Origin of the sequence: Butyrivibrio hungatei NK4A153, from assembly GCF_000424465.1 — a bacterium.
Classification (GTDB): domain Bacteria; phylum Bacillota; class Clostridia; order Lachnospirales; family Lachnospiraceae; genus Butyrivibrio; species Butyrivibrio hungatei_A.
Genome location: NZ_KE384196.1, coordinates 171,238 through 188,391, shown reverse-complemented (window position 1 = coordinate 188,391; position 17,154 = coordinate 171,238). Strand labels below are relative to the sequence as shown.

Sequence of the window (17,154 nt, the reverse complement as noted above, 5' to 3'; positions counted from 1 at the left end):
CCCCTATGCTTCCCATTGGAAGCACAGGAAGAACCAAAATAAAATCAATTTAGATTAACAAACTCTTCAAAAAAGAATTACTTAATATCCTTAGCAAGACCTTCGATGAATCCTTTTCCATCGATCTGGCATCCATAAACCTGATCAACATATGAAAGGTATGTCTGAGCCTTATCTGCTGCCATAGCTGTATCTCCGAAGAGAACCATGTAATCAGACTTCTGAACGATATCTGCAACAGCCTGTGTAAGAGGATTTACAGAACTTGTGTCACCGTAAGGTGTCCATGCAGGAAGTCCGCAACCATCAAGGTAACCGTAGTGGCAGATAAGCTTACCAAGCTCGAATGTGTAATCAGCAGCTGCTGCAGCGTTAGGTGATGAAGCTGCAACTGCAAGTGTATCAGAAGGTCCACCGATGAGCTGGCCAAGCTTTGACTTGTCAGCGTTGATTACAGGGAACTCACCAACCTTAACCTTAGGTAAGAAGTCTGCATTTGCTGCAAAGTCTGCACAGTTCCATGTACCATTCATGTAGAATGCGTACTTGCCTGCCATGAAGTTAGCCTTAACTTCGTCGTTTGAAAGACCGATTCCTGAAGGATCGAAGTATCCGTCTTTGATGAGCTTCTGGAATGTATCAACGGCATCAGCAACGTCCTGATTGTTCCATGAATCAGTTCCTGCGAAGATAGCATCAAGTGTAGAAGCACCTGCGCTCTTCTCGATGATAGACTCAAGATACTCAGTTACGCACCATGTTTCCTTACCTGCACATCCGAAAGGAATCTTGCCCTTAGCCTTAAGAGCATCACAGCACTTAATGAAATCTTCATAAGTTCCGGGAATCTCATCATATCCTGCTTCTTTGAGGATATCCATGTTAGCGAAAAGACCTACAATATTCATTGTAAGCGGAACACCGTAGTGTTTTCCGTCAAATGTTGTGTTCTTAAGCATAGCTTCAGGAAGCTCGTTCTTATACTTCTCGTATGCTTCGTCAAGGCACTGTACCTTTCCTGCGCTTACGAAATCACCAAGGAATGCACATGACCATGTAAAGAAAATGTCAGGCATTTCGTTTGCTGATACTGCAGCTTTGATCTTTGTCTTGTAAGACTCGTTCTCAAAAGCTTCCCAGTTCAAAGTAACATTTGGATGGTTTGTCTCCATCTCCTTAATAGCTGTCTCGTAAGACTTACGGTTTGAATCACTCTCTGTAGCGATACACCACATGTTAAGAGTAATAGGTGTGCTGTCATCCAATCCAGCACCTGCTGCACTTGCTTCTGCTCCTGCATCTGCTCCTGCGTCTGCTCCTGCCTCTGTTGCTGCAGCTGCACCGTTGTCACCTGATTCTGCAGGTGCTGAAGCTGTATCTCCGCATCCAACAAGAGAAAGAGTCATTACGCCCGCCAATAACATTGAAACTAAACGCTTCTTCTCCATTTCATACCTCTCCTTCTTAATAATGGTTTTTGGCAGTCTTACTGCCATGATCTATCGTAAACGCGCCATGCGTTTCGATTACGTTGTACCCTCATCCTTCTTGGTCGTGTCTTTCTCCTGAGTCTTAACTAAAGGCCAGGGATAATCGATTGTAAGTTTCTTGCCGTCCAAAGAATAATAGAAAGTCGCATCCGGAATAGGTGCATCATACATAAGTTTCACACTGGAATTTGCTTCATCCACTGAATAGTGGCCATAGAAAGCATCCTCCTCACTAAACTCCAATTTAGGCGCGGGTAAAAATCTGAAAACATTATTACCGCAAGCCCAATTCCCAACAATTCCATCAGGATCCCCTTCATCCTGATAGTCATAAACCGATGCTATATAAAAAACCATTTTTTCATTATCCATGTAGTATCTGTGTTCTATCGAATTACCATCTTTATCGGTAAGGGTGATACTGTCATCATCCTTAACATATGTATAATTCTTACCTTCGCAAACAGCCTTTCCGTCATCATAAAGAGCAAGATACTCTTCACTCGGCTCATAATCCTTTGCCCAGGATTCAATTTTGTTTGCGGAACCGCAACCTGTGGGGATAAGCATCACCATAATCAAAGCAAGTATAATAGAAGTCTTTTTTAAATTTTTCATGCTTATCATCACCTCGGTGTAATTTTGATACTACTGATAATAATATAAACGATTAAGTAAATATTCTGAACATATTTTTTTTACTTCATCAAGCACTTTTTTTACTTCTTGACCATAAATCATAGATTTTTCATGTTTTATTTGTGCATATTGCCATTGGTAGCGCTTCCATTTTGTCTAAAATGGATAAAAATAGACGTATGATTCTTACCAAAGTAAAAATCATACGTCATTTTGACACTTCTGTTAAATTATCACTTTTTCGAGAAATATTTCTGATAGACTTCCATAAGTCCCTTAGCGGTAACTTCGGGATCCTTGCCTACAGTTACGCTGCTCCAAAGCTTTTCGTTGAGCTGTTTGTTCAGTGTCGCGACAAAGCTGTCATACTTCTCACCGAAAACTTCACGTTTTCTCTCCTGAACGATCTTAACCTTATTGGCTTCGGTTTCCTCAAGATTGAATTTGCTGATGCACTTGATTATCGCATAACCTTCACTTGTCGCAAAGACACCGCTCACCTCACCGCCTCCGAGATTAAACGCAACGCTCTCATAATCGGGTTGTTCGCCGCCTTTTCCAAAAGAGAGTTCCGATTTATCGGACTCGTTATATTCAAGCATAAGTTCTTCGAAACTTGCTCCCTCGTCTTTAATCCGTCTGTATATACCGTCAGCTTTAGACTTGGCTGCCGCCTTGTCGGCCTCATTGAATTCTACCTTATTTCCGTTAGCGTCAAGCGAATACGTCTTTATCAAAATCTGCTCAATCGTTATCGTTCTGGCTTCGTCATCGCTTATCTCCGGATTTATATCTTTGATGATATCGTTGTAAAGCTTGTCTGCAAGAGCCTGATCCTTGTATATGCCCGCAATATCTTCCTGCGTTATTCCATCCATAGCCGCAATATCGGCTTCTGAAAGTGTAGCATAATACTCAGCCGCTGCTTCTTCAGCTTTTTTGTTCTCTTTGTCATCAAGCACAATTCCGTTATCCGCTGCCAGAATATCCATTGTCTTAATCTGAGCAATCTTCGCAAGAACAGAGTCTTTTAACCTGTCCTCGACAGTCTCGCTTCCGGTCTCGCGCCCCCATATCTCTTCTCCAAAGCTTGCCTCATAACCCTCCTGGGTATTTATGAGATATGCCTTGGCCTCCTTGAGGGTGCACACCGAATCTTCTATCCTGAATACTTCATCCTTTGCAAAACCCGTGGTAAAAACTATCTTTACAGGCTTTTCGGATGATCCGCATCCTGTTATAAAAACTAAGGAACAGGCGGCGACTGTTGCCGCAATTCTTTTTGCAATTTTTTTATTGTTAAGTCTACCGCTCTGCCTTTTGTTTTCCACTCTTTTTTCCTGATCCGATCTTTATTTTTCGCTGCAACGATACTGAACGGGAGTCATTCCGAATCTCTCTTTAAAGAGACGATTAAAATGTTCAACGTTCTGGTATCCGGATGCCTCAGCTACTTTCTCGACCTTCATGTTTCCGTTTCTCAAAAGAGTACTTGCCTTGTTAAGTCTTATCTGCTTTACATTCTCACCGAAAGTCATTCCCGACTTGTCTTTGATGAACTTGGACAAATAAGGCTTTGAAAGGAAGAACTGCTTGGACAGATCTTCAAGTGTGATAGTGAGATAATTCTCCTGAATATAATTCATGATCGCGTTGATCCTCACATCTCTCACATCCTTGTTGTTCTTAACGGCATCAAGCTGGTTAACGGCAACAACAAGAGCGTTAATTGAAGATTTGATAATATCCTCGTCAATTCCAACTCCCCAGTACTTCTTGCCTTCAACGGTGATTCCGACATATGTACATGCCTTGGATGAAGAACCTCTTGAAAGAGCGTGCTCCTCATATGTTGAAAGCTCGTATTTTATTCCAAAGTACTGCTTGATGGCATTACTTACAGCGTCAAGACGTCCGTTTCCGTTTGCCTCAACAACCTGCTGGGCGTCAAGATGATCTAACTTAACCTCTGCAAGTATTCCCTCTTTCTGCTTGAAGTGACATTCATCAATCTTAAATACATGATTGTTGTGAACGTACTTATCCTCAAAGATCTGATAGATACGCATGGGAGAAAGCTCCGCATGCTCTCTGTCGGAAATGTCTTTGATCGTGTAGCTGACATCTTCCTGCATTTCTCTGGGAACCATCATACCATAATTATTCTTAAGAATATAGCTTACGCCACCTTTTCCTGACTGGCTGTTGATTCTGATAACGTCTCCGTCGTACTCTCTTCCGATATCCTTGGGATCGATGGGAAGATAAGGAACCGACCAGATTCCGTTGTCTTTCTTAAGTTCATGCCAGTTGAATCCCTTGGAGATCGCATCCTGGTGAGAACCTGAAAATGCAGTAAAGACAAGCTGTCCTGCATAAGGCTGTCTCTCGTAAATACGCATTCTTGTAAGTTTCTCATATGTCTCACCGACCTGTGGAAGGTGTGAAAAATCAAGCCCCGGATCTACACCGTGCGAATACATATTAAGGGCAAGTGTAACGATATCAACGTTACCTGTTCTCTCACCGTTTCCGAAAAGAGTTCCCTCAATTCTGTCAGCCCCCGCAAGACATCCGAGCTCCGCATCACCGACGCCGGTTCCTCTGTCATTATGAGGGTGAAGAGAAAGAGTTACCGCATCACGATACTTAAGTGAATTGTGAATATACTCAACCTGTGTAGCAAAAACGTGAGGCATTGCATTCTCAACAGTTGTAGGAATGTTGATTATTACCTTGTTTTCTTTTGTGGGCTTCCACACATCAAGAACAGCGTTACATACTTCAACAGCGTAATCAACCTCTGTTCCGGGGAAGCTTTCGGGTGAGTATTCAAAAGAGAAGTTTCCTTCAGTCTCTTTTGCGAGCTTATCGAGAAGCTTTGCTCCTTCAACAGCGATCTTCTTGACCTCATCCTTATCCTTTTTGAACACCTGCTCACGCTGTGCTACGGAAGTTGAGTTATAAAGATGGATGATGGCTCTTGGAGCCCCCTTTACAGCCTCAAATGTTCTCTTGATAATATGTTCTCTTGCCTGTGTAAGAACCTGAACCGTAACATCATCAGGAATCATATTTCTCTCAATCAAAGTTCTCGCAAATTCATATTCTGTAACAGAAGCTGCAGGGAAACCAATCTCAATCTCCTTGAAGCCGAGCTTAACAAGCATTGTGAAGAATTCAAGCTTCTCCTCAAGACTCATAGGCTCAATAAGCGCCTGATTTCCGTCTCTTAAGTCAACACTGCACCAAATGGGGGGAGTCTCGATATGATCCTTTGTTACCCAATTGTATGTTGCCTTAGGAGGCATATAGTACTGACACTGATACTTCTGACAATTATCCATTATTCATCTGCTCCTTGATTTCTTGATATTTTTTATCATAATCGAATTAAAATATCTCAGTTTTGTTGATGGATATTATGATATCACATTTTTTCACAAATAAAACATGGCAAAATTAATCATTTTACTTGATGTTTTTTGCCATGTCGCTATACTTTTCAGTTTTTATCCCAATATATCAATATACTCTCCGTTAAGAGCTTTGTTCATGCTTCGTACCGCACAGAACTTACCGCACATTGAGCATGTATCGTCAAACTCGGGAGACCTTTCGTCTCTTATCTTCTTTGCAGTCTCGGGATCAAGTGCGCACTCCCACTGCTTATCCCAGTCAAGCACTCTTCTCGCATCACCCATCTTGTTGTCCACATCCATTGCATGAGGAATCTTCTTTGCAATATCAGCTGCGTGAGCTGCAATCTTGGAAGCAATGATTCCCTGCTTAACGTCGTCGACATTTGGAAGTGCAAGGTGTTCAGCGGGTGTAACGTAGCAAAGGAACGCTGCTCCCGATGCTGCAGCGATAGCTCCTCCGATAGCGGATGTGATGTGATCGTATCCTGGTGCAATATCCGTAACAAGAGGGCCAAGTACATAGAAAGGAGCTCCCATACAGATTGTGTTCTGAATCTTCATGTTGGCTTCTATCTGATCCATAGGCATGTGTCCGGGACCTTCAACCATTACCTGAACATCTTTTTCCCAAGCTCTCTTGGTAAGCTCGCCGAGCCTTACAAGTTCCTCTATCTGGCAAACATCGCTCGCATCCGCAAGGCATCCGGGTCTGCACGCATCTCCGAGTGAGATTGTAACGTCATACTCTCTGCAGATCTCAAGAATTTCATCATAATACTCATAAAAAGGATTCTCGTTACCCGTCATACACATCCATGCAAATACAAGAGAACCACCTCTTGATACGATATTCATTTTTCTCTTGTGCTTCTTGATCTGCTCAATCGTCTTTCTTGTAATTCCGCAGTGAAGTGTGACAAAGTCAACTCCGTCCTCAGCATGAAGTCTTACAACATCGATGAAATCCTTAGCCGTAAGCTCAGCAAGATCCCTCTGATAGTGAATAACACTGTCATATACGGGAACCGTTCCGATCATTGCAGGGCATGATTCTGTAAGCTTTTTTCTGAAAGGCTGTGTATTTCCGTGGCTTGAAAGGTCCATAATAGCCTCAGCACCCATGTTTACAGCGGCCATAACCTTTTCCATCTCGATATCATAATCCTTGCAATCTCTTGATACACCAAGGTTTACGTTGATCTTAGTTCTGAGCATTGAACCAACGCCCTCAGGATCGATACATTTGTGATTCTTATTTGCGGGAATCGCAATCTTTCCTTCCGCAACAAGTGCTCTTATGAACTCAGTATCACGATACTCTTTCTTGGCAACCGCCTCCATCTCCTTGGTCACGATTCCTTTGCGTGCCGCCTCCATCTGTGTTGAATACTCTCTCATTAAAACCTTCTCCTATTCTGATTTTTTATATTTATGGTGTAATAAACTGATTTTTCCATGTTTGATATTCGAATTGCCCCGTTTCTTCAAAGTTCTCACGATTCTATATCATACGTATACGTAGTCGTTGTAAACCGGCTGAAGCCCTTCGCTTTCAATATCCTTATACATTCTGTTAAGGCTTCGTCCGTCCGATATTTCAAACTGCTCATCTCCGGCTTCTTCGCCTTTTTCTTTTCCCGAATACTTCTGTTCGTGGTCACCGATTCCCGTCGAAACTCCTGCAGAAACCTTGGTTGCCGCAATCTTCACTATGCCGTTTCTAAATTCCGCCGTTTCTCTCGACGAAACCGTTATTCCGCAAAACGGCAGGAATATCCTGTATGCGCAAAGTATCTGGCAAAGCTGTCTCTCGCCTACATCAAGCGGATTTATGGTCTCGTTGTTGATGATGGGACGAAGCCTTGGGCATGACAAAGACATCTCGGCATAAGGATATTTTCTTTGCAAAAAATATACATGAAGCGCCGAAGCAAGCGCATCTTTCCTGAAATCCGAAAGCCCCAAAAGCGCAGAAAAAGCTACGCCGCGCATGCCGCCCATAAGTGCCCTCTCCTGTGCATCGAACCTATACGGCCAGACTCTCTTGTTGCCCATAAGATGCAGCTGTTCATATCTGACTGTATCATAAGTTTCCTGAAATACAGTGACATAATCGACGCCGCATTCATGAAGATACTTATAGTCTTTGACATTCACGGGATAAATCTCAATTCCGACCATTCGGAAATACTTCCTCGCGATCTTACATGCCTCTCCGATATACTCAATATCCGAATTGGCGGGGCTCTCTCCCGTAAGAATCAGGATTTCTTCCATTCCGCTGTCTGCGATGACCTTCATTTCGTGTTCAATCTGCTCGTATGACAGCTTCATTCTTTTAATCCTGTTATAGCAGTTGAATCCGCAGTAAACGCAGTAGTTCTCGCAATAATTTGCAATATATATCGGGGTAAAAAGATATACCGTATTCCCAAAGTGCTTGCTCGTCTCGCGCTGTGCTTTCTCAGCCATCTGCTCAAGAAAAGGCTCCGCCGCAGGTGAAAGAAGTGCTTTGAAATCTTCAATCGAACATCTCTCGCTATCAAGCGCTCTTCTGACATCTTTCGCCGTATACTTGCTGTAATCATATGACTCAAAGTGCTCCATTACATTCTTGCAAACATCGGATTCGATCACGTCCATTCCGGGCAGATAAGCCATGTGATCCGTCCTGAACGAAGGATCGTTCTCAATCCTGTGTTTGCGCTCAAGTCCCGCCTCGGACAATTCATCCGAATCAATCAAAAAATGATTTTCCATATCTTCCTCCTTAGTGTTGCTGTCCATTCTGTACAAAAGTCGAAATATTTTATAACAGCATCACTAATGCAAGAATCCCGTAAGAGGGTCGGAAGCGCTGGCGCCTCTTGTCAGAACTCTTCCTACTCCGGCAAGATATGCCTTTCTTCCGGCTTCAATGGCATCTTTAAAAGCTGATGCCATAAGTGTCAGATTTCCGGCTGTTGCAAGCGCTGTGTTCGCCATGATCGCGGCAGCTCCCATCTCCATTGCTTCGCAGGCATGCGAGGGTCTTCCGATTCCTGCGTCAACAATTATCGGCAGGTCTATCTCATCAATAAGGATCTGTATAAATTCTTTTGTAGCAAGTCCCTTATTTGAGCCTATAGGTGAAGCAAGCGGCATGATTGACGCTGCTCCCGCTTCCTTAAGTTCTCTCGCAACATTGAGGTCCGGGTACATGTAAGGCATTACCACAAATCCTTCTTTTGCAAGTATCTCCGTCGCTTTGATAGTTTCATAATTGTCGGGCAAAAGATATTTCGTATCGCGCATGATCTCGATCTTTACAAAATCACCGCAGCCAAGCTCTCTTGCAAGTCTGGCTATACGCACTGCCTCTTTTGCATCTCTTGCTCCGCTCGTATTTGGAAGGAGCGTAACATTCTTGGGAATAAAATCCAGAATGTTCTCCTCATCCTTCGTATTTGTTCGTCTTACTGCAAGCGTGATTATCTCAGCGCCCGCATCACGTGTTGCAGCCTCGATAAGTTTCATCGAGTACTTTCCAGATCCGAGAATGAATCTCGAATTAAATTCTTTTCCTCCGATAATAAGTTTGTCTTCTGTCATTTTCCTTCTCCTACCCGATGTGCTGTAATATTGCCGATTTGAATTCTTCATTGTCTGCTAAAACTCGGCTTGTCAGCTCATCAAATCATTCACGTTTCCGTTTCTCCCATCAATATGCGCAGCGCCATATGTGCTTCGTGTGCTGCACACACCATCACTCTCGAAGAGATCAATCCTATGCCGTCATTTACGTCACTAACGGAATCTCCGGATAAAAAGAACCTTTTCGAGATCTTTTTTGTCTTAATAAGATTGGCACTTCCAAAGCCCGCCATTCCGGAGCTTGATACAAGGTACTTTTCGGGAGCATTTTCAAGTATCGCATTTACAAGCATTGCTTTGTTCTCTGCCTTATCAAATGCCTCGCAGACTAAGTCTGCGTCTTTTGTAAGTTCGATGACATTTTCTTCTGTGACTTTCGTGTTATGCGTCTCGATGGTTATATATGGATTTATTTCTTTCAGATTATCTGAAAGAGCCTGTGCCTTTGGCATTCCAACCTGCGCAGCCTTATACTGTTGCCTGTGAAGATTGGTTATGTCGACTTTATCAAAGTCGATAAGAATCAGCTTTCCAACTCCCGCTCTTGCAAGGCATATAGCAATATTGGAACCGAGCCCTCCAAGTCCGCAGATTGCCACTGTCGCCTTGTCAAATTTCTTTTGATTCTCGGCTCCGTGCCGCTCTATGAGCGCATTATGGAACTCCTCTCTCGTCGGTGTCATATCAGCCACCTCCCACAAAGCTCACAACTTCTACGATATCTCCGTCCTTAAGAACAGTAGCATCGTAACATACCTTTGGTACGATTTCTTCATTGATCTCAACAGCAATCCTGGCCTTGTCGTAATTAAGTTCCTCAAGAACCGCAGTCAGCTGCTTGTTTTCATATTGGTATTCTTCTCCGTTTATTTTGACCATATACCCTCCTGCTTACTCCTATTTCATAAATCCACCATGTGATCAAGTGGTCCCGAACCCTTTCCCAGATTAAGTCCCGACGCGATTGCATCAGAGATATATGCTTTTGCATTTCGTATAGCATCTTCGAGATTCAAACCAAGTGCAAGGTTTGAAGCTATCGCACTTGAGAGTGTGCATCCCGTTCCGTGAGTATTGCTGCTCTCAATTCTTTTTCCCTCGAACCACGTAAGCTTCCCGTTCTCATAAAGAACATCGCTGGCATCTTCTATGCTGTGGCCGCCCTTTAAAAGAACCGCACATCCGCTCTCATTTCCAAGTTCTTCCGCAGCTTTTTCCATATCTTTTCTCGATGTTATCTTAAGTCCCGTAAGTGCCTGAGCTTCAGGTATGTTGGGCGTTATAACACGACTTATGGGAAAAAGAAGCCTCGCCATAACCTCGGCTGTCGAATCCTTCATAAGGCTGCTGCCGCTTGTAGCAACCATCACCGGATCCACAACAAGATTTTTTACCTTATACTTGGTGAGCTTTTCGTGCACCACCTTAACCTGCTCTGCAGACGGAAGCATTCCGATCTTGGCCGCATCGCACGGAATGTCACTAAGGCAAGCTTCAATCTGCTCCCCAAGGAACTCGGGACTTGCCTCCATAATATCCGTAACCCCTGTTGTGTTCTGAGCTGTGAGCGCCGTTATCGCAGTCATTCCGTATACTTTGTGTGCGGTCATTGTCTTAAGATCTGCCTGAATGCCGGCTCCGCCGCTACTGTCGCTTCCCGCTATAGATAAAACTACTTTCATTGAAAATCTCTCCCGATCGTATAATTTCTGATATGCAATAATCTGCATTTTTCATTGATAAATAGCTTTTATTCGCATTTATATATAATCACAACTCTTCAATCGCTTTAATAAGTCCCTGCGCCGCTTCCCTTGGCGACTCAGATTTCATGATCGCAGACACTACGCAGATTCCGGCAATCGGAATGCCTTTTAATACACCAAGGTTGTCTTTATTTAGCCCGCCTATCGCATTTGCCGGAATCGGCACCGCATTGCAGATATCATTTAAAGTTTCAGTTGAAGTAAGAATCGTTTTTACCTTTGTCGTTGTCGGATATATCGCACCCACACCCAGATAATCCGCACCTGCTTTGTACGCTGCAAGTGCCTGCTCGACAGTCTTGGTTGTTGCGCCAACTATCTTGTCTTTTCCCAGAATCTTTCTTGCCGTCTCAACAGGCATATCCTCTCTTCCGACATGTACTCCGTCTGCGCCTGTCGCAAGAACGACATCAACTCTGTCATCAACGATAAGCGGCACATTGTGCTTTCTTGTGATTTCAAGCGCCTTACTTACGAGATTTATATACTCCGCTGTCGACTTATTTTTTTCCCTGATCTGGACAAAGGTAACACCGCCTTCTATCGCCTCTTCAAGAGCTTTAAGGAATTCTTCGTCGCTCTTATCCGTGCTGTCCGTGACAAGGTAGAGCTTAAGCTGCTTTCTGTCTAGTACCATGTAACTTTCTTCCTTTCTTCAATGATGTCGTCATTTATCTCCGCGATAGCGTCAAACAATCGCATCAGGAACATGTTGCCCTCTGCGTTCTCTCCGCTTATCCCAAAAGCCGACGTCGCATTCACAACCGCTTCAATACTTGTATCTACCGCAAAAAAACTTGCGCACACTGCTCCGAGCATACATCCCGTTCCGGTTATGCTACCGAGCTTTTTCGTTCCGTTCTCGATAACCGCCGTTCTGCTGCCGTCTGTTACTATGTCTTTTTCTCCGCTTGCAAGAACTATGGCATTAAGGTTATTTGCAAGTTCCTTGGCGATGTTGATTGTCTCTTCGAATGTGAGCTTCTTATCCGCATCAACTCCTGATGATTTATAGTCGATGTCGAAAAGAGCCCGTATCTCAGAGTAATTGCCTTTTATCAGCATCGGAGCTTTAGGATTTCTTTTACCTGTCATCTTTTTTACGATGTTTCTTCGAAGCTCCGAGCACGAAACACCCACCGCATCTATCACGACAGGCATCTCTTTTTTCATCGCCTCATCATAAGATACAGCCATCGCCTCAAGCCTGTCCCTCGTTACGTTTCCGAAGTTGAGCAAAAGAGCTTTCGCACTTGCCGTAATCTCACGAACTTCATCGGGATGCTCCGCCATTATCGGTCTTGCACCAAGAAGAAGCACGGCGTTGGCACACTGCATTATTGAGATTGGGTTAGTGATGCAGTGAATTAGGGGCGATTGTTCTTTTAGTTGTTTGCAGATGTTTGTTTTCATATAAGGCTATCCTGTATCTTTCTAAGCATTCCCGTAGCGGCAAGCCTCTTAAGCAGAAGGTACGCAATGCTTCCACCTATGAGCGTTCCCATGATAAATGAAGGGACATAGAAGAAAAGTGTTAGCCCAGTTTTGCCCCAAAGATAAGTCATAACAGGATATGATACGATCGCACCGATAATTCCGGTTCCGATAATCTCGCCGATAACCGCTGCTATAATCTTGCCCTTTGAAAGCTTATACAAAATTCCGGAAAGAGCCGCGCCAAACACCGCACCCGTAAGCGCAAGCGGCGGAATCCCCATCGTCGTCATTCTTATCACGCCGATCAAAACCGCACATGTAAAGGCATACACAGGCCCCATAAACACAGCGCACGTGATATTGATAAGATGCGCCATAGGGCACATTCCCTCAACACGAAGTATCGGAGAAATCACAACTCCAAGCGCGACAAACATAGCAAGCGTAACCATTTTCAGCAATACTTTTTGATTTTTCATATCAATCTCCTTTTGACGGGCCTGAAAATCAATGCACGATAGTGCTTTAGCATCCGGCGGAGGCATCTTTTTTTGCATCAAAAAAGCGGAAGCTCCCGTCCGGTAAGCTTCCGCATAAATCTCCTATTTCTACAAGGCATCCCTACGTTGGCATTATCCAAATCAGGTTCTCGGTCGAAGGTCACACCTTCCTCTCAGCCTGTAATACAAGCTCCCGTCTGTTTAATTTTTATAAATATGGTTATACACCATTATGAATGGAATTACAATATGGCGTTTTCTTAATTGATTCCGTTAATTTTTCACTCACTCCAGCTCATACACAACCTTCCGAATCTCCTCATTAATCTCCTGCCTCCTGTCATTCAAAAGCAGTATCTTATTATATTTGTAATACGCTTCATTTCCCGTCTCGCGAACAAACTTAAGGCTGTAGTAAGCGTTCGAAAGCTCTGTAAGAAAAATGACCATCTCCTGGCTTCCCGAAAGAGACTCCTCATCGCCAAACACGCGATTTATAAATTCAAGGCTGTTTGTAAGATGTCTTCCGCTCACTTCACTTGCATTTTTCCTTGAAAGCTCCCTGCTGTTGAACCACTCTTTCACCACTGAGACAGGATTCTTATCGCAATCCTTGGCAATAATCTCTGCGCAGTTCTTTAGCTCTGCTGCCGCAATTCGCCTGTACTTCTCGTCATCGCGGCTCACCATTCCGGTCTCGACATCCTTCTTTAAAATCTCCAGCTCCTCATCGGCTTTTGACAATAAATACTCCGAAGCAGCATCGGCTTTTAAGGCATTCTTTTCACAGCAACCAAGAAACTCCTTCAAGACTACGAACAAGCTCTTCTGAACCGCTTGATCTTTGGCATAGTCCCTAAACTCTTCCATCAGTTTATCTGTAAGAAGCCCGATAATACTGAGCTTTTCATCAAAGCTTCCGTTTCGAAGGGCATCCCTGTCCTCAAACGCCTCTCCCTCAAGAATCTTGGGAATCTTATAAAGCTCTCTGTACCTGTGATAAAGCTCATAATACGTTGCAAAATCAGAAGCAATATCCGCATTCTGAATATACTGACTGACAAGATTCTCATCCACAACAACGCCGAGTTTCTCATGAACCTTGATAACTCTCGATAAATCCTCCCAGCCTCTTGCGGTCACAAAACTTCTTTTCTCGAGCTCAGTCCTGATGCTGTAGAAATTATCTTTTTTAATCTCCAGATAAGCGAGGATCGCACCGTGAACGCCTGCCTTATATGCATATTCCTTCCACGCCTCAAAGTCCTCTTCAATATCAATCTGACGCACTCTGTCGAGAGTTACTATATCGAAATCTCTGACCGACTTGTTATACTTCGCAGGATTTCCGGCAGTCACAATTATATATCCGTCAGGAAGCTTATGTGTTCCGAAAGTCTTGTACTGAAGAAACTGAAGCATCGTAGGTGCAAGCGTTTCCGAGACGCAGTTTATCTCATCAAGGAAAAGAATTCCCTCTTTTACCCCGGATTTCTCTATCTGATCGTAAACAGCCGCTATTATCTCGCTCATAGTGTATTCGGTTACCGAATACTTCTTCCCACCATACTCTTTCTCAGAGATCATCGGAAGTCCGATGGTGCTCTGCCTCGTGTGATGAGTTATCGTATAAGATACAAGACCTATTCCAAGCTCCCACGCAATCTGCTCCATTATCGCAGTCTTACCTATTCCGGGAGGTCCCATAAGAAGAACGGGTCTCTGCCTGTTTACGGGAATCTCATACTGCCCGCTCTCATCTTTCGTAAGATATGCCCTAACGGCATTTTTCACTTCCTCTTTTGCTTCATTTATGTTCATGGTCAATCCCTCATCTATTGTTATGCAATTATCTTAAAAAAGACGTGTTTCAATTTACGCAGCATATTTCATAATCAAATGTATAAATCTATGCGCCATACTCAAAACCACTTTCTTATACATAGAGCTTCAGCGCCCACTCCGGCACCTTTGTATCATCGATGTCACCATCCTTCGGAAACGCAAACGCAACATCGTAGTCAGGGCTCTTTTCCGGATACTCTCCATACCCGTCGGTAAAATATATTAGCCCCTTCAGATTCTCAAACTCTCCCTTTTCGCGCAAGTTCTCGACATATTCAAACACAGGCCTAAAGTCCGTTCCAAAGCCGCCTTCAACCGTAATCTTACCGATGCGCCTCTCCATATCTTCAACGGATTCAATAAGCTCATCCTTCTGCACCCTGTCGTCGCACTCGATAAGATGCACCTTGATCTTCTGAAAAAAGCTCTCCTTGTCCAAAAGAATTTTCGCCGCCTCTCGAAGAAATCCCTCAAGCAGCGTATCCGTACAGGACGCCGAAGTATCCACCGCGATCACCAGCTCTTTTAACCGCTTAACTTCCCTGAACTCGTTCTCTTCAATAAGCGGCATATTTCCGTAATGCGTCATCCCAAAGGAATACATCCCGTAGTCGAAGCTATCAAGGTCGATACCGCCCTCTTCCCTAAGTATCATAAACCTCTTTAAAAATTCCCGGTAATCCGTCCTTGACGTATTCTGTATCTGCAGAAGAAAAGAGAGCTTCCCGACCTTATCCGACGCCCTGCTTGAAAGCGCATCTATCTCGCTCTGAAGACGTTTTGCCTCTTTCTCCCAGTCTTTTTCTTTATCCTTAATCTCCCTTAAAACAAGCGGACTTATCAGCTTTTCCTTAAGCTTCTCATCTTCGTCGTTTTCTTTCTCCGGCTCATCCTTCGGAATCCTTCTGAAAAAACCGTGATCATCAAGCTTAAACTCCCGCTCTGCCCGTTCAAGCTCATCTATCGAAAGTTCTTTTCCCTCAACAGAAAAAAATCTGTATAACTTCTCCACAGTCAAAACCTTGAGTTCATCCTCTAAAAGCGCATACATCCTGTCCCTGTAATCCGACGTAACCCTGTAGATGCAAGGATAGTCCATACCGTCGAGAATCGATTCGACCACGATATCGGCGCACAGATCAAAGAGTCTCTCATCCTCATAGAACGCTGAGGTGTACATATGCCTGAATATGCAGTGAAGTATCATGTGCAGATACGTTCTGTTAAGCTTCCCCGGCTCCTCGACAAAGAGCTTTAATATATACGAAGGATTGTACCTGATGTTCACCGCATCCGTACCTACTGTAACCGTCGAAAGATCCATCTCATACCGAAGGCTCATAAGCGCTGCCCCCATGAATCTCATAGCAATATATAGTTCCGTTCTCGAAGCCTCAAGTGCCTTTACACCTACAGCCTCAAGCTCCCTTCTTTTCGCACTTCCGGAAGTACCTTGATCCATGTCTTTCTCCATCTCAGCCTCCGCCTTTTACAAAAGATTGAATTCCTCGAAATTCCCACCGGGCTTTCTGCTCCGCTCGACAATAACCGCGCACAGCAAAGTCTTTCCGGCATCCGTAGCTCTTTTTATCCCCTCTTCGATATGCTCATCAAGGAAAAGAGCTCCGGTCGCACCCATCCTGTAATCAAGGAGCTTACCGATATACTCAAGATTCTCTTCCGTCTCAGATGCCTCATCTATCAATCTGTTAAAAATGCTTCCAAAATTATCGGAAACATACTCCTCATACTTTTCTCTGAATCTGTCTTCAAGTTTAAGCGGATACAAAAGCCTCCCCATAGCTATATCCTCAGCGATCTCGCTTCCGTCTATTATCGCCTTTTCAAAGAGCTTGTCATACTCCCTGAAATTGATGAAACTCCTGTCAACGCACTCCCTGTACGCATAGCCCGATCCGCCTATAGAGAACTGGATCGTCCTCGCCATTGTATTCTCATTGAAATCATAAAGAAACTCAGGAAAGGTCAAAAGAGCTTCTTCAACGTTTCCATCCTCCTGATGAATCTTTATCCAAAAGCTCAGTGTCCTGTCCACATCCGCGAGAAAATTTCGAATTATCTCGTATCTTCCGCTTTTTATAGTCACATCTATTTTTCTGAGACTGTCGCACTGCCTCAAAACGCCGTCGTAATAATCGATTATTCCATCGTACACGCTTATCTCTTTAAGCGACTTACAGTTGTGAAAAGCAAATCCGAAAACAGTCTTAATACTCTTGGGAAGTACAACACTTTCGATATCGTCTCTTCCTGAAAAAGAGTGATTTCCTATTTCCTCAACCAAGGCGCCGTCAATCTTATGAGGTATCACAAGTTTCCTGATGCTGCCCTCATATCCCGTTATCGCAATATACTCATGTCCGTCTTTTTTATGATTCTTTTTCTCATACAAAAACATTTC

Annotated in this window: 16 protein-coding genes and 1 riboswitch; all 16 genes read right to left on the bottom strand. The window is 43.8% G+C overall.

What is annotated here, in order from left to right:
* Nucleotides 1–77: 77 nt before the first annotated feature.
* The 16 genes from G628_RS0113845 to G628_RS17555 all read right to left on the bottom strand — a co-directional run bounded on the left by G628_RS0113845 (nt 78) and on the right by G628_RS17555 (nt 17,145).
* Nucleotides 78–1,448 (bottom strand): ABC transporter substrate-binding protein, encoded by a 1,371-nt coding sequence (locus G628_RS0113845; protein ID WP_026667239.1) that lies wholly within the window; start codon nt 1,446–1,448, stop codon nt 78–80.
* Nucleotides 1,449–1,526: 78 nt separating this feature from the next.
* Nucleotides 1,527–2,108: a hypothetical protein gene (locus tag G628_RS0113840; RefSeq protein WP_026656882.1), complete on the bottom strand. Its 582-nt coding sequence runs from the start codon at nt 2,106–2,108 to the stop codon at nt 1,527–1,529.
* Between the two features lie 254 nt (nt 2,109–2,362).
* Entirely contained in the window at nt 2,363–3,460 is a 1,098-nt protein-coding gene (locus G628_RS0113835) for a peptidylprolyl isomerase (protein WP_026656881.1), read from the bottom strand.
* Between the two features lie 21 nt (nt 3,461–3,481).
* Nucleotides 3,482–5,476, bottom strand: coding sequence for a 2-isopropylmalate synthase (locus G628_RS0113830; RefSeq protein ID WP_026656880.1), 1,995 nt, complete (start codon nt 5,474–5,476; stop codon nt 3,482–3,484).
* A 165-nt stretch (nt 5,477–5,641) separates the two neighbouring features.
* Nucleotides 5,642–6,949: a phosphomethylpyrimidine synthase ThiC gene (gene thiC, locus G628_RS0113825; protein ID WP_027209383.1), complete on the bottom strand. Its 1,308-nt coding sequence runs from the start codon at nt 6,947–6,949 to the stop codon at nt 5,642–5,644.
* Nucleotides 6,950–7,057: 108 nt separating this feature from the next.
* Nucleotides 7,058–8,311 carry a 2-iminoacetate synthase ThiH gene (gene thiH / locus G628_RS0113820; protein WP_026656877.1) on the bottom strand — a complete coding sequence of 418 codons (1,254 nt, stop codon included), beginning with the start codon at nt 8,309–8,311 and terminating at the stop codon, nt 7,058–7,060.
* Nucleotides 8,312–8,374: 63 nt separating this feature from the next.
* Nucleotides 8,375–9,142 carry a thiazole synthase gene (locus tag G628_RS0113815; protein WP_027209382.1) on the bottom strand — a complete coding sequence of 256 codons (768 nt, stop codon included), beginning with the start codon at nt 9,140–9,142 and terminating at the stop codon, nt 8,375–8,377.
* Between the two features lie 89 nt (nt 9,143–9,231).
* The gene (gene thiF, locus G628_RS0113810) at nt 9,232–9,867 is read right to left on the bottom strand and encodes a thiamine biosynthesis protein ThiF (protein ID WP_026667236.1); all 636 of its coding nucleotides are present in this window, start codon (nt 9,865–9,867) and stop codon (nt 9,232–9,234) included.
* A gap of 1 nt (nt 9,868) precedes the next feature.
* Nucleotides 9,869–10,063: a sulfur carrier protein ThiS gene (gene thiS, locus G628_RS0113805; RefSeq protein ID WP_026656874.1), complete on the bottom strand. Its 195-nt coding sequence runs from the start codon at nt 10,061–10,063 to the stop codon at nt 9,869–9,871.
* Between the two features lie 23 nt (nt 10,064–10,086).
* Nucleotides 10,087–10,866: a bifunctional hydroxymethylpyrimidine kinase/phosphomethylpyrimidine kinase gene (gene thiD, locus G628_RS0113800; RefSeq protein WP_026667235.1), complete on the bottom strand. Its 780-nt coding sequence runs from the start codon at nt 10,864–10,866 to the stop codon at nt 10,087–10,089.
* A gap of 88 nt (nt 10,867–10,954) precedes the next feature.
* Nucleotides 10,955–11,587 (bottom strand): thiamine phosphate synthase, encoded by a 633-nt coding sequence (thiE, locus tag G628_RS0113795; protein WP_026667234.1) that lies wholly within the window; start codon nt 11,585–11,587, stop codon nt 10,955–10,957.
* The gene (gene thiM, locus G628_RS0113790; RefSeq protein ID WP_026667233.1) at nt 11,578–12,363 is read right to left on the bottom strand and encodes a hydroxyethylthiazole kinase; all 786 of its coding nucleotides are present in this window, start codon (nt 12,361–12,363) and stop codon (nt 11,578–11,580) included. The genes thiE and thiM overlap by 10 nt, the downstream gene beginning before the upstream one ends.
* A complete protein-coding gene (gene thiW, locus G628_RS0113785; protein WP_026667232.1) occupies nt 12,360–12,866 on the bottom strand; it encodes an energy coupling factor transporter S component ThiW in 507 nt (168 codons plus the stop codon). The genes thiM and thiW overlap by 4 nt, the downstream gene beginning before the upstream one ends.
* Nucleotides 12,867–12,988: 122 nt before the next feature.
* A riboswitch (TPP riboswitch) is annotated at nt 12,989–13,095 on the bottom strand.
* Between the two features lie 77 nt (nt 13,096–13,172).
* Nucleotides 13,173–14,708 (bottom strand): ATP-binding protein, encoded by a 1,536-nt coding sequence (locus G628_RS0113780; protein ID WP_027209381.1) that lies wholly within the window; start codon nt 14,706–14,708, stop codon nt 13,173–13,175.
* A 115-nt stretch (nt 14,709–14,823) separates the two neighbouring features.
* Nucleotides 14,824–16,206 (bottom strand): VWA-like domain-containing protein, encoded by a 1,383-nt coding sequence (locus tag G628_RS17560; protein ID WP_034462177.1) that lies wholly within the window; start codon nt 16,204–16,206, stop codon nt 14,824–14,826.
* A 15-nt stretch (nt 16,207–16,221) separates the two neighbouring features.
* Entirely contained in the window at nt 16,222–17,145 is a 924-nt protein-coding gene (locus G628_RS17555) for a leucine-rich repeat protein (protein ID WP_207637990.1), read from the bottom strand.
* Between the last annotated feature and the right edge of the window lie 9 nt (nt 17,146–17,154).

What these genes read in the sequence shown, in the direction of transcription:
- thiF (WP_026667236.1), bottom strand. Translation starts at nt 9,867, where the DNA reads ATGACACCGACGAGAGAGGAGTTCCATAATGCGCTCATAGAGCGGCAC.
- thiS (WP_026656874.1), bottom strand. Translation starts at nt 10,063, where the DNA reads ATGGTCAAAATAAACGGAGAAGAATACCAATATGAAAACAAGCAGCTG.
- thiE (WP_026667234.1), bottom strand. Translation starts at nt 11,587, where the DNA reads ATGGTACTAGACAGAAAGCAGCTTAAGCTCTACCTTGTCACGGACAGC.
- thiW (WP_026667232.1), bottom strand. Translation starts at nt 12,866, where the DNA reads ATGAAAAATCAAAAAGTATTGCTGAAAATGGTTACGCTTGCTATGTTT.
- G628_RS0113815 (WP_027209382.1), bottom strand. Translation starts at nt 9,142, where the DNA reads ATGACAGAAGACAAACTTATTATCGGAGGAAAAGAATTTAATTCGAGA.
- G628_RS0113845 (WP_026667239.1), bottom strand. Translation starts at nt 1,448, where the DNA reads ATGGAGAAGAAGCGTTTAGTTTCAATGTTATTGGCGGGCGTAATGACT.
- thiD (WP_026667235.1), bottom strand. Translation starts at nt 10,866, where the DNA reads ATGAAAGTAGTTTTATCTATAGCGGGAAGCGACAGTAGCGGCGGAGCC.
- G628_RS17560 (WP_034462177.1), bottom strand. Translation starts at nt 16,206, where the DNA reads ATGGAGAAAGACATGGATCAAGGTACTTCCGGAAGTGCGAAAAGAAGG.
- thiH (WP_026656877.1), bottom strand. Translation starts at nt 8,311, where the DNA reads ATGGAAAATCATTTTTTGATTGATTCGGATGAATTGTCCGAGGCGGGA.
- thiC (WP_027209383.1), bottom strand. Translation starts at nt 6,949, where the DNA reads ATGAGAGAGTATTCAACACAGATGGAGGCGGCACGCAAAGGAATCGTG.
- thiM (WP_026667233.1), bottom strand. Translation starts at nt 12,363, where the DNA reads ATGAAAACAAACATCTGCAAACAACTAAAAGAACAATCGCCCCTAATT.
- G628_RS0113830 (WP_026656880.1), bottom strand. Translation starts at nt 5,476, where the DNA reads ATGGATAATTGTCAGAAGTATCAGTGTCAGTACTATATGCCTCCTAAG.
- G628_RS0113840 (WP_026656882.1), bottom strand. Translation starts at nt 2,108, where the DNA reads ATGAAAAATTTAAAAAAGACTTCTATTATACTTGCTTTGATTATGGTG.
- G628_RS0113780 (WP_027209381.1), bottom strand. Translation starts at nt 14,708, where the DNA reads ATGAACATAAATGAAGCAAAAGAGGAAGTGAAAAATGCCGTTAGGGCA.